Here is a 21,096-nt window from a genome sequence, read left to right on the forward strand (position 1 = left end):
CAGTCATGCTGCACTTTCGATGTCCAGATCGAGAGCTGGACGTGCCGATCTTGGCCGCGCCAGCAGTGAAACGAATTCGCGAGCTCTCGCGGCGCCAGTATGTGATGCCAGGATCGTCGCGCGCGCTCGCTTGGCCATAGCCAGCCTGACGCGGTCGGATTGCCTGGACAGGATATCGATCACCTCTTCCGCTTGGCCGGCCGTATTGATCGTGGCTGTCGGAAAGAAGCTATCCAGACCGGTCCAGCGATCGCTGATGATCGCCGTGGCACAGGCAGCCGCCTCGAAGAGGCGTACGCTGGGAGACCACCCAGCCGCTACCATGGAGCTGCGTGTGACGTTCAATGTGTAGCGCTGGCGGCTGTAGAAGGCGGCGTGGTCTGCCGGCGGCAAGTGCTCGATGCGATCGACGTTGCTTGGCCAGACGGTCTCGGACGGGAATTGCGAGCCGGCCACGACGAAGCGACGGTCCGGCATGCGTCTTGCCGGTTCGAGCAGGAGAGCATCCAGCGTCGCCTGCCGGTCCGAGCTGTAAGTACCGAGGTAGCCAAGGTCCCAGCAGATCGGATCGGACGTTCGGCGATGCCGCTCCGGGTCGACGGAGCAGTAGAGCGGCTCGGCGCGCCGTGCACCAAAATCCGCCGCCAAACGGGCGAGCGTTGGCCCGCCGGTGAATGAGAAATAGACGTCGAAATACGGAATCTGCCGTCGGCATATGTAGTCGCAATCATTCGCGGCGAGCTTTGCCAGCGTGACCGGCGTGTCGATGTCGTAGAAGCAGAACTGGCCCGTGCACAAGGACGCGACGATGTCGATGACGGCTCGCCCCTCCGGAACGAAGGACCCAACCACCACGACATCGGCCTGCTGCAGGCAGCGAGCATACGTCCGACGAAGATCGTTCGTCGTTTCGTAGTAGCGCAACGTGCAGAAATCCGGGTCGCGTAGATCGCGATGGTTTGCATACCATGGCACATCGCGCTCGAGGAAAGTGATGCGATGGCCTAGTTCGTGCAGGCCCTTCAGCAACCCGCGAAAAGTCGTGGCGTGGCCGTTTCCCCATGAAGAGGACAAAGACAGGCCAAGAAAGACGATATCCAGCCGCTTGGTCATTCCGCTGCCTCCACGGTGGGACGCTCGAAATGACGCCTGAAAACGGCGTCGGCCGCGGCTGCCCTCAACGCATAAGTATGCTCGGCGAGAACACGCCGAAGCGCAGATGCGCCGATCGCCTTTGCCCGCTGGGGTGTGAGGGTTCGCATGATTTCGGCGACATCGTCGCCGTCGCGCGCCACCAGGATCTCTTCGCCAGGGATCAGGAACAATTCGACGCCAAGCCAGGCGTCGGTGATGAGGCATGCGCCGGCGCCCGCAGCCTCGAAGACGCGCGTGGCAGGTGAAAAGCCGTTGGCGGCCATGCTGTCGCGGCTGATGTTCAGCACCGCCTTGGGGGTGACGTTGAAGGCATTGTGGTCGCGCGTCCCGACGTGGCCGAGCCATGCGACATTTGCCGGAAGCTGCTTGTCACCCCAACCCGATCCGCCGAGCAGGAAACGCTGATCGCCCGAACGGCTGGCCGGATCGAGGAAGAAGGCTTCGACGCGTGCCTCGCGATCCGGGAGGCGGTTGCCGAGGAAGGCAAGGTCGCAAGCGAAACGCTTGTCCTTGGCGACCGGATGATGCGTTTCGGGATCGAGGGCATTGTAGATCGGCACGCATTCGGCAGCCCCCAGCGCACGATAGGCCCAGACGACCGGATCGCCGCCGCCGTAGGTGAGGACGAGGTCGATTTCCCGCAACGCGTGGTGAAGGGGGTGGTCCGGCTCGTCGCGCAATTGGCCCAGAGTGGCCGGTGCGTCGACATCCCAGAACACTGTCAGCGCATCCGCACGGGCGTGGTCGAGTACGGCGCGCAGCAGCGCCTCGTCCTCAAATCCTACTCCGCTCGCCTTGACGACGATGTCGGCTTCGCGTGCGCTTGCTGCCACCTGCATCAGCGCATGCGGGGTCGCTTCGTAGACGACGACGTTACACCAGTCTGGTGCCTCGATATCGCGGTTCTTCTGCCTGTCGTAGACGTCCGGTTCATAGAAAGTGATCTCGTAGCCGAGCTGAGAAAGAGCCTTGAGCAATCCGCGATAGTAGGTCGCCGCGCCGTTCCAATAGGACGACAGCAGGCTCGATCCATAAAATGCAATCTTCATGCGACTGTCTCCTCTATGGCGATGGGACCGAGGGCTTGGCGGTTGCCGCATTCGGCGAGCACGCCGAACAACTCATCCACCCGGTGCCGGCAAGTGTGTCGCCTCCCGATGGTTTCGAGGCCGGATTTCACCAGAGAGGCAGCCAGGTCAGCATCGTCCAGCACGTCGCGAAGATGACGGCACATCTCTGATCCGTCGCGCGCGAAAAGGAAGTCGATGCCTGGCCTGAAGAGTTGCTCAACATCGGTCCAAGGCGCCGAAACGAGCGGGATGCCACAGGCGAGCGCCTCGAACATGCGGATCGTCGGGATTCCAGGCAGGCTCTCCCGATAGGGGCGCCGCGGGATGTGGACGGTTACGCGATGGGCCGCGAATGCCTTGGGCACGTCGGCATTGGCAATCCAGCCTTCGTAACCCAGGCCAGCGGCGGCAAGATCGGCGAGCGCTTCGCGTGGATAGCGCACGCCATGAACAGTGCCACCCAGGCCAAGTTCTTCCACTGGATCGATCAGGAATTCCTTGATTTCGGCACTGCGCTCGTCGTCGCCCCAGTTGCCGATCCAGATCACGTCGGATCTAGGGTCGATCTCCGGGTGCGGCTTGAACAGGCGCTCATCCGCCGCCTCGTGCCAGGTGAAAGCACGTTTGCCCCAGCCGGCCCGAAGATAGCTTTCCCGCAACGCTTCGCCGAAGGCGAGCACGCCGTCATAATGCTCCAGCCGCAGAGCCGAGATCGCCTGCGTCGCCGAGACGGCGCGATGATGGGTGTCATGGAACAGAAGCGTGAAACCGCCTCCGTTCGCCTTTGCCCTGCCGATGCGCGCGACAAGGTCCGGGTCAGTCCATTCGTGGACGATCACCACATCGGCGCCGGCAATCCAGCCTTCATGGACGAAGGAGGCGTCGTAGGTCACCGGCATCAGCTCCGGAAAATCCTTTCTGAAGCGCTCGACCGCGAAGGGCCCTTTCTCTGCCAGCAGGTTCGAACGGCTCCAGCCGTCTGCGGGCTCCAGCGCGATCGCCTGATGTCCGCGTTCAACGAGCTCCCGCATGATGCCGCGCAGGAAATGTGCGTTGCCGTGGTTCCAGTCGGAAACGACTGAATGGGTATAGAACAGGAACCGCATCGTCAGCGTTCCGCAACGGCCAGGGCGGCCCGATCGTAGATCTTGTGCATGGCCGCCGCTTGCCTTGCCGGCGAAAACTTGCGCGCTCGGCGTGCGGCGGCTTCGCCGAGCCGGCGCCTATGTTGGGCGTCGTCAGAGAGACGATCGACACATCTGGCGAGATCGCGTGGATCATGGGCGTCGTAGAACATAGCCGCGCCGTTCCACAATTCGCGATAGGTCGGGATATCGGCAAGCACCAAAGGTGTCGCGGATGTGGCTGCCTCCAGTACGGCAAGGCCAAAGGGTTCATAGACGGATGGCGATACGAAGATGCCGGCCTGCGCCATCAACCGACGTACTTCATCGTGGCAGACAGAACCCAGAGGAGCGACGTTGCTGAAACTGGTGCGTTGCCCATCGGCGCCCTCGAGCGGCCCGGCAGCGAAGACCGGCCATGTCGTCAGCGATGCTGCCTGATCCAGCGTAGCTGCGTTCTTTCCTTCGTCCCACCAGCGCGCGGCGGCGAGAACCATTGGTTCGCGCGTCTCTGCCTTTGGACCCGGCCGTGTGCCGTTGCTGACAACGCTCAGGCGGGCGATCGGCCCGTAGCAGGCCTCGAGCATGTCGGCATGGCTGCGGCTGGGCGCGATTACGGCATTTGCCCAATCGAAACCGCGTCTGTTGCGGTCCTTCTGCCAGGCCCATTCGCCGTCCACAGCCTGTCCCCTGACGGCGTGGAGCCACGTCACAACGCATGAATGCGAGACCGCCACGACCGGGCAAGGCACATCAAGTCCCACGGCCTGCGTCGGCGCATTGAGATGGACGAGGTCGATCGCGCAATCGCAAACAAGCGCGCGCAATTCCTGCGGCAATCTTTCCAGATCGCTCTCATTCCGCGTCATCCAGTCCGGCGGTGTCTTAAGCCACGCCAAGGCCGCGAAAGCCTGCACCTCCTTCGCCTGCTCCTCGGACGGTTCCGGGCCTAACCCGGCGAGCACGATGCTGTCGCCGCCGTGAGCCAACTCCCGCGCCAGATCAAGCGCGTAGCGCCAGACGCCGCCGACGGCATCGACGGTCATCAGGATTCGCCGCGGGCGGCGGATCAGTGACTGCAACATGTCGCCTCCAACTCGGCCAACGCGCGCGGACGCTTCTCCTGGATGTCGCTGAACGTCTGGAACGAGCCCAGGTAATGCTCGTGGGCGCGCTCCCAGGCGAGATCGTCGGGCTCGCCCCAAAGCTCGCGATAGCTGGGCGAACTGGGGTAGGGATAGAGCGGCACAGGTTCATTGGCCCACACGCCGCGGTCGATGAGGTGCTTGCGCCAATGATCGACCAGAGCGGGATCGTCCTCGATCACGCCGATCAGATTGGCCTGGACGAACGGAACGTGACGTCGTGCATTGACCAGCAGCGCGGCCAGTTCCTCGGTGCCCAGCCGGCAACGCTTTGCCAGCATGGCCCGGCCTTCCACGGTCAGGCTTTCGAGGCCGGCCTCGATGGAAACGCAGCCGGCAGCACCCAGCAGTTCCAGGAGCTCCGGCTTCCAAAGATCGATGCGGGTCTGCACGCCGAACTTGACGTCGCGATCGACCAACGCCTCCAGCAGCGCCTTCTGCGGCAGGAAGATCTCGTCGATAAAATAGATGTAGCCGACGCCTTGTCCGATCAGCCGGTCGATTTCCGCCATGATCGCATCGTGGTTTCTGCGGCGATAGGCGTCGCGGAAATCGATCTTGGCACAGAAGCTGCAATTGTAGGGGCAGCCGCGAGACGCCTCGACCTCCGCTCCGAAGCCCATCTGATTGTCGTCGAACCTGTGGTGATGGTGCAAATGGGCTGCAATCCAGTCGGATGGCCAACTGAGGGGCGGATGACCGACAAACGAGCTGGCGTGGACGCCGCCATTGCCGACAAGTTTTCCCTCGTAGAGATGAGCGGTGTGAGGCACGGCTCTCCAATCGTCACGGCGGGCGAGTTCGGCGACGACCTCTTCGCATTCGCCGCGCACGACGACATCGACGCCCAGCTTACGCAGCGTTGGCGCCGGCGTCGCCGAGCCGTGCGGTCCGACAGCCGCTGTGAGGCCGCCGCGCCCGGCGAGGCGGTTGAGGAAGTCGGCAGGCACGCGCAGCTCGGGCGGCGCGCAGCGCCAGAACAAATAGGTCGGCGCCGTGCTGACGACGGTCATGGCTGGTGTGAAAGCGGCGACGCGATCTGCAAGTGCTGCGTTGTCCAGCTTCTGGATTTGCCCGTCCAGCACCAGCACCTGATGGCCGTCGGCCTCCAGCAAGGCTTTCGAGTAGCCCAGTTCCAGCGGCAGATGTGGCTGGCGGCAGCCGAAATAGATGCTGTCCTCGTAGGTCCAGAACGGATTGACCAGGGCGACTTTCATGCCACGTACCTCGCTGGCTCAGCATGTGGTTCGAGGCGATGACGCCGGAGCCAATCGGCGAGATCACGGACGCCGTCGCGCCAGGACACATGCGCTTTCCAGCCGAGCGTCACTTCTATCTTGCGGGTGTCGGCGACAAAGAATGGCTGGTCGCCGGTGCGTTCCCGGTCGTAGCGGATCGAGACGTTCCGCCCGGTCAGCTCGCCGATCTGCTTGAGCAGCATGCGCAGGCTGACGGCGTTGCCCGGACCGCCACCGAGGTTGAATGCCTGCCCCTTGATATCCTCGATCCGGGCAAGTACCCCGCGATAGGCCGCAACAGCATCGGAGACATGAAGGATGTCGCGCACCTGCTTGCCGTTGCCGTAGATCGTGATCGGCCGGCCAGAAAGCGCGCTGAGCAGAAAATGGGCGACCCAGCCCTGGTCTTCCGTGCCGAACTGGCGCGGTCCATAGATGCAGCTCATGCGCAGGACCGCGGTCGGCAGATCGTACGACTTGGCATAATCGAGCACATATTGATCCGCCGCGCCTTTGGAGCAGCCATAGGGCGTGCAGAAATCCAGACCGCAGGTCTCGTCAATGCCGTTTGCGCGGATGCCGGCGTCGCAGGGTACGCACCGATCGTCCTCTTCGCGGACTGTGACATCGGGCAGGCCGCCATAGACCTTGTTCGTGCTGGCGAAGATCACGGGAATGCGTCTGCCGCTCCGGCGAGCCGCTTCCAGGACGTTGAAGGTTCCGCGAAGATTGATGTCGAAATCTTCACTTGGCTGGACGAGACTAGTGGTTACAGCGGTCTGCGCGGCGAGATGGAATATCGCCTTGGAATGCGCCAAAAGCCGCGCCAGCACGTCTCCGTCCCGCACATCCACAGTCTCCACGGTAAGTTTATTGCCGTGCTTCTGCGCCAGCCAAGCCAGGTTCTGATCGACGCCCGGGCGGCTGAGATTGTCGATGACCAGCACCGGCACCCCGTCCGACAACAGGCTGTCGGCGAGGTTCGAGCCGATGAAGCCACTGCCGCCGACGATGGCAACCGGCGCTTCACGAAACCCGTCCGGCCTCATGATACCAGTCCCCGCTCTTCGAGTTCCCGTTTCATGTCGGCGCCGCGGTCGATGGCGACCGTGTTGCGAACCCATGCGACGAACTCGTCGAGTGAATCCTCCAGCCGGTGCTGCGGCTCGAAACCGAGCAGTTCGCGCGCCTTCGAAATATCGGCGAAGCAATTGCGGATATCGCCGGCGCGCGCCTTGCCGAGGATTTCAGGCCGATGTTCCGGCACACCCATAGCGTCGGCGAGCAACCGGGCGACCTCGCTGATCGCATAGGCCCGTCCGCTGCCGATGTTGATGACGTGGCCGCGCGCCTGGCGTTGCTCCAGCGCCAGGCGGAAGGCGCGGGCGACGTCGCGCACATGGACGAAGTCGCGCTTCTGCTCGCCATCTTCGAAAATCATCGGCCGCTGGTCGTTGGCGAGGCGTGAAGCGAAATTCGCCAAAACGCCGGTGTACGGGTTTGAAAGCGCCTGTCCGGCGCCGAAGACGTTGAACAGGCGCAGCGCCACCGCGTCGACGCCATAGGCATCCCCGAAGATCAGCACCGCGCGCTCCTGGGCATATTTCGTCAGCGCATAGATAGAGGCGAGGTCAACCGGCTTTTCCTCGTCTGTCGGCAGGGGCGACAGACTTTCATCCGCCGCCGACAGCAGATTCCATTGGCCGCTCTTGATGTCGTTAGCCTGCCGCCGTGCATTGTCGATGCGCCGACCGCCTGGCGTGACATAGAGGCCCTCACCATAGACGCTCATCGACGAAGCGACGACGATCCGCTCGACCGGATGTTTGATCAGCGCTTCGAGCAGGGTGGCAGTGCCGAGGTCGTTCGCGCCGACATAGCGGGCGATCTCGTACATGGACTGGCCGACGCCGACCTCGGCCGCCAGATGGATGATGGCGTCGACGCCCTGGAGCGCTTCGGCGACAGCGTCGCGATCGCGAACGTCGCCCTTGATCAGTTCGGCTCCCGCTGGCAGGCCGATCGCCCCACTGCCGTGCACCTGTTCCAGCAGCGCATCGAGAATGCAGACAGCATAACCATGTTCGACGAGTTCCTGGGCGACGTGGCGGCCGATGAAACCGCACCCTCCTGTTACCAGTATGCGTTTCACGATAACTCCTCAGGCAGTTGGCCTTGGCGCCCCGAACTGTTTGGCAAAAGGTTTGTTCCCTCTGCTTCAACAAAGATCGATTGGAGAGGCTCGCAAACCGACGTGGCGTCGCGACCAGTGCTGGCCATGGGCTGGAACATTGCAGCTTCTTTGGCGTTAGGGCGCTCATCCGGCGCCTAGTCGGGAAAGCGGGTATCATCTAGCCGTCCGGTTCCGCCGCATAGCAAGCAGACCCGATGGTGAGGATCACGCGCCTGCGAAATCTGGGATCGAAAAGGAGATTCCGATGTCTGAGTCGAAGACGACTACCGATCATGACGAGATCCGCCAGTGGGCCAACGATCGAGGCGGGCGGCCTGCCGCTATACGCACCAAGGGCGAGGGTGGTATCCTGCGGATAGATTTCGGCGAGCCCGAGGAGGAGTTCGAAGCCATCGAATGGGATGAGTTCTTTCGGATCTTCGACGAAAACAACCTGGCCTTCCTCTACCAGGACGAGACCGGCGGCGGGAAAACCAGCCGATTCAATAAATTTGTCGACCGGAGCAAGAACGGCTGACAAGGCTGCTCGAAGGGGGCCGGCCCTTGGAGCGCTTTGTCCTCAGTTTGGTGTATCCAACTTTGCCGGGCGCCAAACAATGACGCTTGGCCGCGAAATGGGACAATTCATAAGTTAGACCCTTCGAAGGTGCCGAACGGTCGCAGCCTCAGTGCAACAGGCTCGCCCCGCTCGATCTAGCGACATTTCGCATGATGCCGTTCAGCCAGTCTTCGGTCGACACGCCGGCCCCCCGCCTGTCGATCTCGCCGATGGCGCTCCAGCGTTCACTCGACCAGACGGTCGGAAGCCTCCACGTCCCCCAGAAGCAGACGCGCCACGAGCCTGAGCTTCGGCAGAAGTGAAAAGACGTTGTCGGACAAGTTGACGGGAGGGCTCCCCGCCAATCTTTCCGGAGGAAACAAGGCATCGAAGACGGCATAGCTGTCAGACGATTTTCGAAGGTTGCTGGCGTGGCGCAGACGTTCGGGAATGACGATGTCCTCGTCACCGCTGAAAAAGACGAACGGCACGCCGCGGCGCATCAGCTCGTCTGCGATCGGAACCACCCGCCGCCCGTTGAGATTGACGTCGAGGATCGCGGCCTTAGCCGCCTCGGTATGCATGGACGCATGTTCGACTGTCGCCGCAGGGCCGAGGACGACTGCGCCCATATTGCCGAAATATCTTGCAAGATCGCCGGCCAATAACCAATCGTCTTCGACGATCAGGATGTGCACCCCTCGCAGATCACGCACCTCATGGCCCCTGGTTGGAGCGAGATTTCCAATTAGCCGCGCTGGCTTGTTAGACCGCTGCTGCAAGGCTGTCTGCAACCGTTTTGCCAAAACGAGCATAGATCACAGTGTATGTCGAACGGCTGAAGAAAGATCCTCGCGAGGTGATGGAACTCTTCCGTGATCTGCTGATCAACGTCACCGATTTCTTTCGTGACCTCGACGCCGCCAAATATGGCGCGCTGTCGAGGCGCCGCGGCAGGGTCTTGCTGAAATGGTCAGGCGAGGGCGACGTTTTCACGCTCGCCTGGCACGAGAAAGACGGGCCGCCGGTCCAAAAGCCCGAGGCCAACGGCTTCGGGCTTTCCCTGCTGCAGGGTGAGATCGGCTACCGGCTTGGCGGCAACGTCGAGACCACCTTCAATCATGATGGCCTCGAGGTCCAGCTCACGTTCCCATTGATCCGCAGTGAGGCGCCGTGACCGACAGCTTGCGCGTTCTGGTGGTCGAGGATGAATGGCTCATCGCCGAGGACACTGCTGCTTGCCTGCGCGCCTTGGGGTATCAGGTGATCGGCCCGGCTCCGTCGGTGGCGGTGGCCCTTTGGCTGATCGACGAACACAATGTCGATGTCGCGCTGCTGGATATTCAACTTTATGGCGAAACAAGTCTGGCGGTCGCAAGAGCGCTGCAAGCCCGCGATATCCCGTTCGCGTTCCTGAGCGGATTTGGACCGTACGATGTTCCAGGCGCGTTCGCCGGCTGTAAATTTCTCCGGAAGCCGGCAGATCAGGTTGTCATTCTGAACGCCATGAATGAATTGGTCCGGGCGTCTTAACTCGGTCCCGAAGCCTCGGCGCGGCGGCAATCCTGACAATGGCAGATTCCGACCCGTAGCGGTGCGCCGTTCACCTTGAAGCGAACAGCGCCGCACAGGCAGCCGCCGTCCCGTACGATCCCGGCCTCGCCTTTCAGTCCAGCGGCTTTTCCGTCGGCCGTGGCGTGGTGCCTGACTGGCGCGGCCGGCCGGCGTTGCGGTTCGCCACCGGATTGTCCAGCGGAGCAGTCGATGGCTTCGAGGTCCCAGCGGTCTTTGGCGTCGGCGGTCTCGCTCCCGCATCCGTATCGTTGGCGTCCCGCCTTGGATGTCGCAAGCCGTCGGCATTCGCCTGCCGAATTGCCGGCTTCGATGTGGTATTCTTGTTGGCCATGGTGTTGTCCTTCCAGCAGCGACTGAGAACTATGAGCGGCCCATCAATCGTGCATGTCAACCGCCGGCAAGGTGCGAAGTTCCACGACCTTCAGCTTCACGCATCCCCTGGATGCGAAACGTATGCTGCAAGGCATTGATCTTGCGCATTCATGGTAGATGGGAACCATTTTCGATACTGGCTGTTCGGCTCGCAGGAAGGAGCCGGACATGGAGCGACGTAACGCTATACTTTCGCTGGTGATAGCAGCGATCATTATCGTCGGCTTTCTCATTGGCTTTTTGTATGCCGATATGGGCTGGCGCACCACGCCATTTGAAAGGGCCGCTGAACAAAACCAAGGTGGAAACGCCCCGGCCGACACCTCGCCTGCCGCGGGGATCAAGAAGAACCCCAAAGAGAATACCGAGATGCCGGATCAGCAATAACCGCGGTCCTTCGGGCAGGAATACAAACCGGGGAGCGCATTGGCGACACGCTGGGATAGCCTCACTCAACGCCGGTAACAGATCGCTGCATCGGTTTTGCTGGTGATGTCGGACTTACGTAGGCTGCTGGTTCCTGGCTGCCAACGCAGCGGCCTCTTCGTCCGTCACTGAAATCTTCCCTGCGAGTATAAGCCATTTCTGACATTTGCGTATGGAACCACGCCGTGCTCAGGCTCCAGGGATGATAACCGGCCGATCCAATTGCTTCTCACCGATGCATCTTGATTGGCTCTCGCTGCGAGCCACTCCGCCCGCTCCCGCGTCAAGCCGATAAGGCAAGTGCCAGCGAAGTCCGCAGGCACATCCACGGTGGTATCGAATACGGCCCATGTGTTGGTCGGTTCCTGAATGGGCAAAAACCTCATAACAGCACCTGCTAATATACAGTACGAACTTACGGACGGAGCATTGTTCCGGCATCAACCAAACGAAGGAGAGTTTTTCGTTTTTGAGACGCCGCGGCGCGTTGAGCCTTGAGCGGGCAGATTGATCCATACCTTCTGCATCGCGCCTGCGATATCGCTGAAATAGGGTGGCAGATCGCGACGAGCGAACGCATCGGCTGATGTCGTTCACCGGCTTTCTAAAAGCGCAATTCCGAAACCTGCCGGGAGCCCGCCAAGCGGCGGCGCTTTTGTGCGTCAGCTATCCGCCTCAGTGCTTCATCTTGCGTATTGTCGACCTCACAGTATCCCCCAAGGAACTGTCATCTGGCTTGGGAGCGCTGCTCGGAACCAGGAATCCACCCTTTAGCAACTCCAGGGCGTCGAGTGCCTCGTCATCCTGCAAATTTGTCAGAGCCACCCCGTCTGCGAAGACAACCCTATCGTCGTCTATGTCGTAGACCTCCCAAAGCCCATCCTTGATTCTTCGAATGGCGTGCCGATGCTCCATAAGAAGACGCTAATTGAGTCTCGGAAACGGTGGCTAGAGAAAATCAGGGGTAGTCCGATATTAGTAGTGGAAAACTCGGGGCTCTCCGACGCGTGGTGTGCGTGGACGGAAGGCAAGAGTGCAGGGCGGCCGTCGTGCCTGGCAGGCGGCAGCTGACGTTCGTCGCTGGGCGAAACTGAGGTGCGCCCGCGCGAGCTGTGTTTTATTGGGGGCATCGCCGACCACAACCAACTGCAACTTGCCACGATCAGAATGCCAGCCGCGCGTGGTCCGAGAGGGGACCAAATCGACCACGGGTCCAAATAGCCAAGGTTGAGAAACCGTTTGACAATCATTGCGGACACTCGGGCTCTGATGTAATTTAGGGTTCGATCAAGTGAGGAATATACCGCTGTCGCGACGGCTGTTCTCTCTTTCCTGTCTCGGCAGATAGCATGCTCTCTAACGGACCTTGGCACTGCAAGCTGTGTTCTTGTGGTCGCCAGGTAACAGCGTTTAAGGGATTTGCCATGCTCCGACGTTGCGGAATCGTTGCGGCCTTGATGCTCGCAAGCGTCACGACTTTCGAGGCTTCTGCAATCGAACGAAGGGTCGCCTTTGTAATCGGCAATTCCGACTACCAAGAAATCTCGGCCCTCAAGAACCCGGCCAAAGATGTGGTGGACGTATCCAACACGTTTCGAGCGGCTGGTTTTGATGTTTTCGTCGCTAGCAATCTTACAAAGCTGCAGTTTGAAGACCAGTTCCGCAACTATCTTGCCGCCGTGGACGGCGCGGAGGTGGCTGTCGTCTACTATTCCGGTCACGGTTTTCAGATCGGCGGCGAAAATTTCCTGATCCCCGTCGATGCCTCGTTGAAAGATGCGGCGGACGTCGAGGTCCAGGCTATCAAGCTAAACGATGTGCTGCAGCAGATGCGTTCGAAATCGAAGATCCAGGTGATCATCCTCGATGCCTGCCGCAACAATCCATTCCCTCGCAAGGACTATTGGCTCAGGGACCAGCTTCTTACCGCCAGCGGCACCGGCCTTGCGGAAGTAAGAAGCTCGCTGAATACACTGATCGCTTTCGCCACCGAACCCGGCGCGGTTGCCTACGACGGCGCCGGCGACCTCAGCCCATTTTCATTCGCGTTTTCTCGTCGGGCCTTGGCTCCGAACCAGGAGATTCGCACTGTCATGGCGGCCGTGCGCCGGGACGTGGTTGAGGCTACCAAGGGCCTGCAGGTTCCTTGGGAGAACTCTTCGCTGATCGACGAAGTCGTTCTGATGCGTCGCGCCAGCCGCCCCTCTCTACCGCCCGTGTTGGAGAAGGTCGTGTTGTCGGGAGTCGGGCCTGTCGATCTGAACCTCCCGGAACCGGTGGAGGTCGACGGCGGATCAATCACCGTCAGCATCGAAAGACCGCCCGCCTTGGGACGCCTGATGCTGAATGGCAAGGTTGTCGAAGCGGGGGATCTGATCCAGGGCAAGGATCTGCCGCATTTGCAGATGGATGTCCCCAAGGGAGTTGGCGAGCCAGAAGACATGGATATGCTGGCCTACGCCGCACGCGACAACTGGGGCGGCGAAGCCAAGGGCATGCTGGTGTTCCGAGTCAAGAGCGGCGAAGGAGCCCAGGGCGAACAGGTGATGGCCTCACTCGAAGCCGAGCAGAAGCAGCAGGTGCTGCAGCGCGGCATTCATGTCACGGGTGCGGCCGAGGCGATCGAGAACCGGGAGATCGACGTTCCGGTCGGCATCGGCGCGGTTGCTCTGAACCTGGACCTCCCGACAGACGATTCGGCGGTCAGCCTGAAGGTTGCCAGCTATCCGGCAACGGGAACGCTCTCCCTGCCGGATCGAGCCCTGTCGCCCGAATCGAGCTTGACGGTCGGTGAAGTCGAGGGGCTGCGCTATGAACCCCAGATCGGAGCCAGCGCACCGGTCGAGATCACCTTCGAAATTCGGGCGGACAGCGCAGTATCCAAACCCGCCAAAATGAAACTGTCGCCAACCGTTGATCCGTGCGACTTGGCTGCCGGCGAACCTCTCGACCTTCAAGGCGTCGTCCCCGGCCTGCTGCCAAATGAAATCGGCGCCGACGCGGTGAAGCTCTGCGAGGCTGCGGTGAAGGCGTATCCCGATGTCCCCCGCTTCCGCTATGAACTGGGGCGCGCGCTGCTTGCGGCGGGCAAGGTGGACCAGGCCAGGAAAGCCATACAGCAGGCTGCCGATAGGGGACACGTGCGCGCAGTGTTCGAACTCGGCTACCTCTACGCGACCGGAACAGGCGTGGCTGTCGACCGCAAGCAAGCCAACACCTTCTACGCGGCTGCGGCCGACAAGGGCGATCCCTACGGGATGACATCGTGGGGCCGAGCCTTGTTTCATGGCTCCGGCGTCGAGCGCGATACGGCCAAGGGGCTGGACCTGCTGCTCAAGGCGGCGGCGATGGGTCACACCTATGCCATGAACGATCTCGGCGCGATCTTCACCGAAGGCCGCAACGGTGTGACCGCAGATCAGGCCCGTGCCGTTGCTTTCCTGGAAGCTGGCGTCGAGCGACAGGACATGTATTCGATGAACCTGCTTGGCCGGAATTATCTGTCCGGCGCGGGCGTCGAGAAAGATCCCAAAACGGCGCTGGCCCTGTTTCAGAAAGCCACCGAACTCGGCCAGCCCTACGCTCCAAGCAACCTAGCGCGCATGTACCGCGACGGCGTCGGCGTGGAGCGCAATCCGGCGGAAGCGCAAAGACTGTTCGAGATGGCGACCATGCGGGGCGATGAGTATGGTGCATTCGATCGCGCGGTTCTCGAAATGGAAAAGGGCGAAAAGGCCGACCAGGCCACCGCCGTCCGCTTTCTTGCATTTGCGGCCGCACTGGATTTTCGCAACCAACTGCCAGAGGCCCGGACGAACCTCGCAAATTTCGGCACGAAGGTGAAAACGACGACGTTGAAGCAGCTGCGCCGGGAACTCAAATCGAAGATTCCTGCGTCCGGTTCGCTGGACGACCAACTGGTCGGCGCGGCCAGGCGGGTCTGGGAAGAAGCCAACCCGCGTCGGGACGTGTTTTAATCAATCGGGAGGCAAATGGTGCGCAGGACATTGAAGCACATAATCGTCGGAACAGCCCTGTCCGGCATCCTGGTGGGGCTCACAGGCTGCACGTCCTTGATGCCACCCGAACCAACGCCGCTGGTGGAGACGTCACCGCCGAAGGTCGTTCGCAGGACACCTGTACGGCAGAAGGTCGTCAAGGCCGCTCCCAAACGGGTGGTGACGAAAAAAGTGATCAAGCCGGTTGAGGTAGAGCCTGTTGCCGCACCTCCTGTGATCGCTCCTCCTCCTTGGCGAGGCGGAGGCGGAGGCGGCGGCGGCTGGGGATAAGCCAACTTCCGTTTCGCTTTCACGAAAGCTCGCGCAACCGTCACGGGGCGGATCGGAGGATGCCGCACCATGTCGTTCTCGACCGCACGCGAGGATCTAGGGATGACGGATACCGTTGATCCACTGCCTGGCTTCGGACGACCCTATTTTTTTCCGACCATCCTATAGACTTCTGCGATCCCGCAATCGACGGATAGAGCTCAAAGGCAAGCCACGCTTCAGTCCGGTGGAAGGGCTCGACGAGGCAATATGGGACAGTCACTACGATGGCTGCCATGAATGGAACTGGGCTCGGTTGTGCGGACAGGAAGTTTCGCCACCGACGATGTCTCGGTGCTGCGGCTGCAACATCCGCTGGGGACACGTTTCAGGGTGGCACTGGCCAAGTGGGTCCAAGACGGCTGCAAGTAAGGCAAGCAATCAGGATCCAGACTGCGCTCTAATTTGCATCCGCTGATTGGCGCAGCGCCTCGATCTCCGCCATCTGAATGCCCATTTCGACAAACGCGGAAAGAACTGAAAAGCGGTCCTCCAGTGCAACGCGTGCCAGTCCGGCCAGAACCCCTGCACTCACAGCGCGGGCGGCTGGCTGCAAGGCCGATACCGCTGGCGTCTCCGTAGCTGCACCATTGCCATGCCATCCTGCAGCCAGGGCAATCCAGGCGGCAGGCGTTGTTGGCGGCATTCCTGCCGCAGCCTTGCTCACTTCTGGGCGATGGTGAGGGCTATCCGGTTCGCTGACCCAGTCACGAACAAGCGCGAGCAATTCCTGATCCCTGCGATCGAGCAGAACGGTGAGGTGGCTCAGGCATTCATGGGCCCACCACACCGCAGCCCGCTCGGGAAGCAGATAGGCACAGAACGTAATCGCCTCCTCGGGCACCCGCCCGGCCAGGAGGGCGCGGCAAAATTCGATTGAAGGCTGTTCGGTCGGGAGTGCCACCATGTCCCTGGAAACAGCGGGGCAGGCCATGAAAAGATCCCGTGCAGTTTTGAATCGAAGCTCATTGGCCATGGCCGCCACGCTTTCACTGGGGAACAATCGACACTGAAGCCTGGACAGGGTGCGGGTCAAGTCTCCAGTCCTCAGCAAGATGCAACTGCCGTCCACTCCTCGTATGCCTGACGTTTATTGACAGACATTTCCTTCGGAATTTGGTATTGTTCGCAGTCGATGAAATCGGATGCTCAAGACAGGAGTAACCGTCATGCAGTTGGGCAGTTTAGCCTTCGCGTTTACGGTCACGCTTTTTTCGACCCACGCTTTTGCTGATCCGCTTCAGAAATCAGAAGACATCGTGAAGTTTTTTGACGCGGCGAGCGAGTTCGGCCCGTCGCGTGGAATTTGCGTCGGCACCGAAGAGGAATGCAGCAGCAAGAACAAAGCAGCGCCGGCCGAAAAAACCAGCCTCGACATGCTGATCAACTTCGGGCTGGATTCTGCGGAACTCGATGCGACTGCGCGCGCTGAACTGGACGAGTTCGCCAAGGCACTGAAGGACAGCCGACTGAGCAATCTGAACTTCGTTGTTGAGGGTCATACAGATGCGACCGGCTCGGCTGATTACAACGAGGGACTGTCGGAACGAAGAGCCAGATCGGTAACAACCTTCCTGACCTCTAACGGCATCGATCCTGCCCGCATCAAAGCGACAGGCATGGGCGAAACGAATCCGCGCAACCCCAACCCATACGATCCGGTAAACCGCCGGGTGGAGATGCGGATAAGGACTGAGTAGGGCCGCTTGCGGCCAAGGCACGGCTCACGTCGACAGGCTTGAAACGCCTATCAGTTGTTGTTGTTGAGCACGCCGCCCACCGCCACACCGGTACCGAAAATCAGCGCCTTGGTCAGAAAATCGTTGTCGCTCGGCGGCGGGGCATCCCGTCGAACCACCTCCCGGTCGCGCTTCTTTTGAACGACCTGCTGCCTGCGGGGCTTCTGTGTCACTACCGGCTTTTGTGTGCGGGCCTTCTGTGCCACCGGCTTTTTTGCGCGGACCTGTTGTGCTGCACGAGCCTGATCGGCAGCGTACCTGGCGCGCACCGATTCCATCATTGGATCCGTCTGGATCTCCAGGAACGCCAGTTGCTCGCGTGTCAAAAAGGTGGTCTGCGGCAGGCCGTTGTTCGCTTGCCACATGCCGATCGCCTGGCGGGTCTTTGGACCTATGGTTCCATCGATGCGGCCAAGCTCGTTGCCCACGGCTTCGATGCGCAACTGCAGATCGATACGGCCTTCGCGATCGAGACCGATCGCACTTTCCGTCAACTCGGTGCCGGGGGCCTGCTTCACCTCGTCCGAAACGCCAACCGAGGTGCGAACGGCTGAGCCGGAATTTGCGTTCGCCTCGTCCTCATCGACTGCCGCGACCTGCCGATTATCGGCTTTCGGTTCGTTCAACTGGTCGATGTTCAGCCGCGCCACCGTGGCGAAGCGGCCGTTTGGAAACTGTTCGAGATAGGCTTCATAGAACGGAATGAAATTGCGCTTGGAAGCCTCATCCCATAGACGCTGCTCCACCTCCCAGGAAGGAGGCTCGTTGGTCCCCGGGGCAGGGGCCGATGTCGCCGCGCCGGATGCGCCAACAACGACAGGTTTTGTGGCAGGCGCCGCTTCCGCTGCGGACTGTCCCAGGAAGACCTCGCGTCCCAGTGATGCGTTGTGCCAAGGTCTCTGGCGACCTTGTGTCGTTTCGGTCACCTGGCCGCGTACACGCGTCAGCGCGCTCTGGATTTCAACGCCGGGTTCAGTCAGGTGCCTGGCGAGCGCCGCGGAGTAGGGACTATTGACGCCATTGCCGTCAAAAGCGATGGCGCCGGGATCGGTTGCATACGCAATCAAGATTCCGCCGGTTCCAAGGCCGTCCGATTTTGCTTCGATCGGCGCCAGACCGGTGCCAAACGAGGCGGACCGGCTCTTCGGCATCGAGGCAGCCAGCGTCCTGGCCAGCGGATTGTCGCGGCAGGCATCGAGGATAATGACGCCGATCGCCGGCTCGGGCGGTAACGCCGCCATGAACTCGTCGATCTGAACGGTGCGGGTCTTGAGATAAGCGGGCGATGTCAGTTCGGCGTCGACCGGAATCAGGAAATTCTTGCCGTCGACCTGCATGCCGTGGCCGGCATAAAAAATGACGGCGAGGTCGGCATCGTATGACTGCTCGGTAAACCGACTGATGAGGCTATGCATGCCTGCATTGTCTTGATCGATCCCCTCGATCACCTGGAAGCCGGCATTGCGCAGTGTGGATGCAATGAGGTGCGCATCGTTGGCGGGATTGGGCAAGGCGACGGCATGGGCATATTTGCTGTTGCCGATGACCAGCGCCACGCGTTTGGCATCGGGCGCGGCAGCCTCGGCGCCAAGCGAGACGATGATAAACAGGATAAACCCGCTCAGAAAGACGGCAAACGCTTTCATGGACCAGCCCTCCGCCCCGCCTGGGCGCACTATGGATATCTGCGTATGCTAATTTTCATCAGCGACATAGTCGCTTCCGCCAAAATGGCTCTTGGGCGTATGTGATCTCGACCACAGTTATGGTTCACAAAGCGCCCGAAAAAAGTTGCCTATAGTAACACTTGGCAGCAGGAACACCAATGGTCTAACGGCAAACTCGCGCCCGCGAGACGCAGGTTCAAAGCGTATTCTGCATCGAGCCTATGAGGGCCGTGATCGCCTGCTTGTATTTTTCGAACTCGGGCGATGTCTGCCGGACTTCCGTCGTTATCGTCGTCTGTTGGCTCACCTCAGTCGTCGTCGGGCTCAGCTTCCGCCCCATTTTCCTTTCGGCCCAGCTCACGACATAGCTGGCGGACTTGCCGGTGAGAAACGGGTTGGCTTGAATGACGGCCGACCCGAGCACGGCGCTCAATTGCGCCGAACCCGGCGATGACAACACTTGATGGGCGCCTTCCATTCCCAGGAAATGACAGAGATAAAGCCGGCCGGCTGTGATCTGGTGGCCGCGTGCCCGAAGATAGGCTTCGCCCTCGCGCGCCAGATTGCTGACCATCTCGCGCGAGATGGTGGCGTCGTAACGCAAAGCGAGCAGGTCGGCGGTTGACAGTGTCCGCGCAAGTTCGGGGCGGTAGGTGTTCATCATCCTGATCCAGGTCTTCGTTATGAACTGACCGGCGCCGGTCGCCGAAGAAAGTGGGTTCTTGGCGCGGGCGCGGCCGCCACTTTCGACTTGAACGATACGCTCTGTCAGCGTTTCGACAGCGGAATCATCGGTTGCGATTGCCGTAACCGTACCCAGGGGATCGATCGCCTCGCCATTGCGATAGAGTTCGAAATGCAGGTGCGGCCCAGTCGAAAGGCCGGTAGTGCCAATGTAACCGATGATATCGCCTGCCTTCACCTTCGCGCCGACACCGCCCTTGACCGCGAATTTCTGCATATGCGCATAGCGCGTCTCGCGCCCGTTTCCGTGCGAAATCTTCACCAGGTTGCCGTAACCCCCTCCATCGCCTTGAAAAACGACTTCGCCGTCGAAGGCGGCTGCAATCGGCGTACCCAGAGGCGCCGCCCAATCCACGCCCTTGTGGATGCGAACAGTCCCGAGGATCGGGTGTTTGCGTGGGCCGAAGGTGGACGTCATGACCCCGTTGACCGGGGTGACCATGCCGTTTGCGACCGTCAGCGAGCGAACCCGATCGTCGCCGCTCACGCATGCAAACTGGCCGTCGGTCTGCTGGAACACGAAACAGTCGAGGCTTTTTTCGGCACCCTGGACACCCACATATAACACCCGCCCGGCCGTCTCTTCCTTGCCACGCGGCCTTTGCGAATAGATCAGGACCAGGCGCTGGTCTTCGCTGGCGAAGGCATCCAGGTCCTGTCCTCGCGAGAGATACATGATCGCTTCTCCGATCACGCCGGTCGGGACTTTGTTGCGTGCTGCTGTCGAGTAGATTGCATCGAGCAGCCGGTATTGCCTTTTGTGCGTGCCTTGTGCCTGTGCGCCCGAGTAGTTGAACAGATCTTCGCGGACCCAAGGGTCCACACCAGACACAAACACACCAGCGGCATTGCGCGTCAGCGTACCGACAAATACATTCTTGGCGTAGATCGAAACCTGCATGAGGGACATGGTTGTCGTCTCGCGCGTCGGCCTGAAACCGCGCATGGCGACGACATAACCTGGCTCAAGGCTTTCCCGATTGAAAAGCGCCTTCAGGGCTTCGCCTGCCAGCTTGGCATCCTCGGCGGAGAAATGCGCATCCAGGGCAACGCTGTCCAAGCTGCGGTCGTTGAGAATCTTTACGAACGTGTCCTCGTTAGCCTCGTATCGTTGATATTCGCTGATGACATTTGCCACGCTTGTGTTGTTTTCGATCTGGGTTTTCTGGAAAGCGGGGAGGGCTGCCTCGCCTGAATCGATTGTTTCGCCCCAACCTGCTTCGGCATCATCAGCGTCCACCTGCGGGCCCGAAGCAACCGGAGCCTCGTTTAGAACGGGCGGTGGCTGAAGATCGTTTTGCAGATCGATGGATGGCGCCGGCGCGGTCTGTCGCTGCGCCTGGAAGAATGCGAAATCTTCTTGCGTGGACGGTATCGTTGTCATGAACTTTTCGCTGGCGCTAAGCATCACGTCAGCGAGAATTTCGATCTGGGGAGAAACTCCAGCCTGATCGAGTTCTGCGGGGCGCGGGATCACTTGGCTTTTTGTTGCGGCGCCGGTGTCGGGCGCTAGGGTGATCCACATCGGGTCTCCTGCGAGATCGATGATGGCAGGCACATAGACCGATGCATCGGCTGGCACATCGTCGGTTCCCTCGACGGCGTGCAACTCCTCATCTTCATCGCCAAACGACCAATAGTCCGCGGTGAGATAGACGCCGGCAGCGATCGACAACAGGACAACCACAGCAAGACCGGCAAGGAGTCTGCGCCACAGCCTGCGTCTGCGCAGGGCGGCGCGCGCCTGCTTTTTCAACCTGAAGCTTGTGTCGATACTGTGC

General features: G+C 60.9%; 18 protein-coding genes and 1 pseudogene. 6 read left to right on the plus strand and 13 right to left on the minus strand.

Going from position 1 to position 21,096, the window contains the following annotated elements; genetic code table 11:
• Nucleotides 1–3 precede the first annotated feature (3 nt).
• Genes EOA78_RS23260 through EOA78_RS23290 form a run of 7 tightly spaced genes read right to left on the minus strand, consistent with a single transcriptional unit; the run spans nucleotide 4 to nucleotide 7,884 of the window.
• Nucleotides 4–1,113: a glycosyltransferase gene (locus tag EOA78_RS23260; RefSeq protein WP_127317162.1), complete on the minus strand. Its 1,110-nt coding sequence runs from the start codon at nucleotides 1,111–1,113 to the stop codon at nucleotides 4–6.
• On the minus strand, nucleotides 1,110–2,204 hold the full coding sequence (locus tag EOA78_RS23265; RefSeq protein WP_127317163.1) for a glycosyltransferase: 1,095 nt from the start codon (nucleotides 2,202–2,204) through the stop codon (nucleotides 1,110–1,112). The genes EOA78_RS23260 and EOA78_RS23265 overlap by 4 nt, the downstream gene beginning before the upstream one ends.
• Nucleotides 2,201–3,331 carry a glycosyltransferase gene (locus tag EOA78_RS23270; RefSeq protein ID WP_127317164.1) on the minus strand — a complete coding sequence of 377 codons (1,131 nt, stop codon included), beginning with the start codon at nucleotides 3,329–3,331 and terminating at the stop codon, nucleotides 2,201–2,203. The genes EOA78_RS23265 and EOA78_RS23270 overlap by 4 nt, the downstream gene beginning before the upstream one ends.
• 2 nt (nucleotides 3,332–3,333) lie before the next feature.
• Nucleotides 3,334–4,434: a glycosyltransferase family 4 protein gene (locus EOA78_RS23275; protein ID WP_127317165.1), complete on the minus strand. Its 1,101-nt coding sequence runs from the start codon at nucleotides 4,432–4,434 to the stop codon at nucleotides 3,334–3,336.
• Nucleotides 4,419–5,711 carry a TIGR04295 family B12-binding domain-containing radical SAM protein gene (locus EOA78_RS23280; protein WP_127317166.1) on the minus strand — a complete coding sequence of 431 codons (1,293 nt, stop codon included), beginning with the start codon at nucleotides 5,709–5,711 and terminating at the stop codon, nucleotides 4,419–4,421. The genes EOA78_RS23275 and EOA78_RS23280 overlap by 16 nt, the downstream gene beginning before the upstream one ends.
• Nucleotides 5,708–6,781, minus strand: coding sequence for an NAD-dependent epimerase/dehydratase family protein (locus EOA78_RS23285; protein WP_127317167.1), 1,074 nt, complete (start codon nucleotides 6,779–6,781; stop codon nucleotides 5,708–5,710). The genes EOA78_RS23280 and EOA78_RS23285 overlap by 4 nt, the downstream gene beginning before the upstream one ends.
• Nucleotides 6,778–7,884, minus strand: a complete 1,107-nt coding sequence (locus EOA78_RS23290; RefSeq protein WP_127317168.1) for an SDR family NAD(P)-dependent oxidoreductase — start codon at nucleotides 7,882–7,884, stop codon at nucleotides 6,778–6,780. Before EOA78_RS23290 ends, EOA78_RS23285 begins: the two co-directional genes overlap by 4 nt.
• Before the next feature lie 286 nt (nucleotides 7,885–8,170).
• Here EOA78_RS23290 and EOA78_RS23295 point away from each other — a divergent pair, with 286 nt between their 5' ends.
• The gene (locus EOA78_RS23295) at nucleotides 8,171–8,443 is read left to right on the plus strand and encodes a hypothetical protein (protein ID WP_127317169.1); all 273 of its coding nucleotides are present in this window, start codon (nucleotides 8,171–8,173) and stop codon (nucleotides 8,441–8,443) included.
• Nucleotides 8,444–8,709: 266 nt separating this feature from the next.
• On the opposite strand, the gene EOA78_RS23300 is transcribed toward EOA78_RS23295, so the two are convergent.
• Nucleotides 8,710–9,180: a response regulator gene (locus EOA78_RS23300; RefSeq protein ID WP_245477683.1), complete on the minus strand. Its 471-nt coding sequence runs from the start codon at nucleotides 9,178–9,180 to the stop codon at nucleotides 8,710–8,712.
• A gap of 107 nt (nucleotides 9,181–9,287) precedes the next feature.
• Between EOA78_RS23300 and EOA78_RS23305 the strand changes: the two genes are divergently transcribed.
• Nucleotides 9,288–9,641: a hypothetical protein gene (locus EOA78_RS23305; protein ID WP_127317170.1), complete on the plus strand. Its 354-nt coding sequence runs from the start codon at nucleotides 9,288–9,290 to the stop codon at nucleotides 9,639–9,641.
• A complete protein-coding gene (locus EOA78_RS23310) occupies nucleotides 9,638–9,997 on the plus strand; it encodes a response regulator (RefSeq protein WP_127317171.1) in 360 nt (119 codons plus the stop codon). Before EOA78_RS23305 ends, EOA78_RS23310 begins: the two co-directional genes overlap by 4 nt.
• A 20-nt stretch (nucleotides 9,998–10,017) precedes the next feature.
• Here the strand turns inward: EOA78_RS23310 and EOA78_RS37190 are convergent.
• A pseudogene (locus tag EOA78_RS37190) lies at nucleotides 10,018–10,134 on the minus strand (GFA family protein); the annotation flags it as partial.
• Nucleotides 10,131–10,370 carry a hypothetical protein gene (locus EOA78_RS23320; RefSeq protein ID WP_127317172.1) on the minus strand — a complete coding sequence of 80 codons (240 nt, stop codon included), beginning with the start codon at nucleotides 10,368–10,370 and terminating at the stop codon, nucleotides 10,131–10,133. The pseudogene EOA78_RS37190 and the gene EOA78_RS23320, both read right to left, overlap by 4 nt.
• A gap of 209 nt (nucleotides 10,371–10,579) precedes the next feature.
• Between EOA78_RS23320 and EOA78_RS23325 the strand changes: the two genes are divergently transcribed.
• Together EOA78_RS23325 and EOA78_RS23340 are read left to right on the plus strand one after the other, a co-directional pair.
• A complete protein-coding gene (locus tag EOA78_RS23325) occupies nucleotides 10,580–10,798 on the plus strand; it encodes a hypothetical protein (RefSeq protein ID WP_127317173.1) in 219 nt (72 codons plus the stop codon).
• Nucleotides 10,799–12,294: 1,496 nt separating this feature from the next.
• A complete protein-coding gene (locus EOA78_RS23340; protein WP_245477685.1) occupies nucleotides 12,295–14,814 on the plus strand; it encodes a caspase family protein in 2,520 nt (839 codons plus the stop codon).
• A gap of 751 nt (nucleotides 14,815–15,565) precedes the next feature.
• On the opposite strand, the gene EOA78_RS23350 is transcribed toward EOA78_RS23340, so the two are convergent.
• Nucleotides 15,566–16,141, minus strand: coding sequence for a hypothetical protein (locus EOA78_RS23350; RefSeq protein ID WP_127317183.1), 576 nt, complete (start codon nucleotides 16,139–16,141; stop codon nucleotides 15,566–15,568).
• A gap of 193 nt (nucleotides 16,142–16,334) precedes the next feature.
• On the opposite strand from EOA78_RS23350, the gene EOA78_RS23355 reads away from it, so the two are divergent.
• Nucleotides 16,335–16,865 carry an OmpA family protein gene (locus EOA78_RS23355; protein ID WP_127317176.1) on the plus strand — a complete coding sequence of 177 codons (531 nt, stop codon included), beginning with the start codon at nucleotides 16,335–16,337 and terminating at the stop codon, nucleotides 16,863–16,865.
• A 50-nt stretch (nucleotides 16,866–16,915) separates the two neighbouring features.
• On the opposite strand, the gene EOA78_RS23360 is transcribed toward EOA78_RS23355, so the two are convergent.
• On the minus strand, nucleotides 16,916–18,550 hold the full coding sequence (locus tag EOA78_RS23360; protein ID WP_127317177.1) for a caspase family protein: 1,635 nt from the start codon (nucleotides 18,548–18,550) through the stop codon (nucleotides 16,916–16,918).
• 217 nt (nucleotides 18,551–18,767) lie between these two features.
• Nucleotides 18,768–21,096: M23 family metallopeptidase (locus EOA78_RS23365; protein WP_164783894.1), on the minus strand; the 2,329-nt coding region annotated here is incomplete at its 5' end.

Origin of the sequence: Mesorhizobium sp. M5C.F.Cr.IN.023.01.1.1 (assembly GCF_003997585.1) — a bacterium.
Classification (GTDB): Bacteria; Pseudomonadota; Alphaproteobacteria; order Rhizobiales; family Rhizobiaceae; genus Mesorhizobium; species Mesorhizobium wenxiniae.

Excerpts from the sequence above, each read along its gene's own strand:
- EOA78_RS23260 (WP_127317162.1), bottom strand. The coding sequence starts at position 1,113 with ATGACCAAGCGGCTGGATATCGTCTTTCTTGGCCTGTCTTTGTCCTCT.
- EOA78_RS23265 (WP_127317163.1), bottom strand. The coding sequence starts at position 2,204 with ATGAAGATTGCATTTTATGGATCGAGCCTGCTGTCGTCCTATTGGAAC.
- EOA78_RS23270 (WP_127317164.1), bottom strand. The coding sequence starts at position 3,331 with ATGCGGTTCCTGTTCTATACCCATTCAGTCGTTTCCGACTGGAACCAC.
- EOA78_RS23275 (WP_127317165.1), bottom strand. The coding sequence starts at position 4,434 with ATGTTGCAGTCACTGATCCGCCGCCCGCGGCGAATCCTGATGACCGTC.
- EOA78_RS23280 (WP_127317166.1), bottom strand. The coding sequence starts at position 5,711 with ATGAAAGTCGCCCTGGTCAATCCGTTCTGGACCTACGAGGACAGCATC.
- EOA78_RS23285 (WP_127317167.1), bottom strand. The coding sequence starts at position 6,781 with ATGAGGCCGGACGGGTTTCGTGAAGCGCCGGTTGCCATCGTCGGCGGC.
- EOA78_RS23295 (WP_127317169.1), top strand. The coding sequence starts at position 8,171 with ATGTCTGAGTCGAAGACGACTACCGATCATGACGAGATCCGCCAGTGG.
- EOA78_RS23320 (WP_127317172.1), bottom strand. The coding sequence starts at position 10,370 with ATGGCCAACAAGAATACCACATCGAAGCCGGCAATTCGGCAGGCGAAT.
- EOA78_RS23325 (WP_127317173.1), top strand. The coding sequence starts at position 10,580 with ATGGAGCGACGTAACGCTATACTTTCGCTGGTGATAGCAGCGATCATT.
- EOA78_RS23340 (WP_245477685.1), top strand. The coding sequence starts at position 12,295 with ATGCTCGCAAGCGTCACGACTTTCGAGGCTTCTGCAATCGAACGAAGG.
- EOA78_RS23350 (WP_127317183.1), bottom strand. The coding sequence starts at position 16,141 with ATGGCCAATGAGCTTCGATTCAAAACTGCACGGGATCTTTTCATGGCC.
- EOA78_RS23355 (WP_127317176.1), top strand. The coding sequence starts at position 16,335 with ATGCAGTTGGGCAGTTTAGCCTTCGCGTTTACGGTCACGCTTTTTTCG.
- EOA78_RS23360 (WP_127317177.1), bottom strand. The coding sequence starts at position 18,550 with ATGAAAGCGTTTGCCGTCTTTCTGAGCGGGTTTATCCTGTTTATCATC.